1 protein-coding gene is annotated in these 269 nt (G+C 36.1%); it reads right to left on the reverse strand.

Features of this window, described 5'->3' with window-relative positions; all coding sequences use genetic code 11:
- Positions 1-60 precede the first annotated feature (60 nt).
- The coding region (locus RYX56_RS22660) for a hypothetical protein (protein ID WP_317124164.1) at positions 61-269 on the reverse strand (209 nt) is incomplete at its 5' end.

Consider the following 269-nt stretch of genomic DNA (forward strand, 5'->3'; position numbering starts at 1 on the left):
TTCAAGTCCGTTCTTGTATTGTTCTGCACTTTCTTTAAACCGACTTTCAAGCTGTGGATTTCATTCAATATCTAAATTGAAATTCCACTTTATAGTTCCGATTCCTTTCATCCCTTCAACAGGCTCCATTTTCATTGCCATTCTTGAGGGAATCCATCCTCCAATAATTCCAACAAGAATTGGGCTAAGACAGGTAATAAGCGGTAACCCTATTTCACTAAATGAAATAAGTCCGTACATAAAATATATGATTACCAGTGAAATGAGAC

This window comes from Alkalihalophilus lindianensis (assembly GCF_032843265.1).
Taxonomy (GTDB): domain Bacteria; phylum Bacillota; class Bacilli; order Bacillales; family Bacillaceae_D; genus Alkalihalophilus; species Alkalihalophilus lindianensis.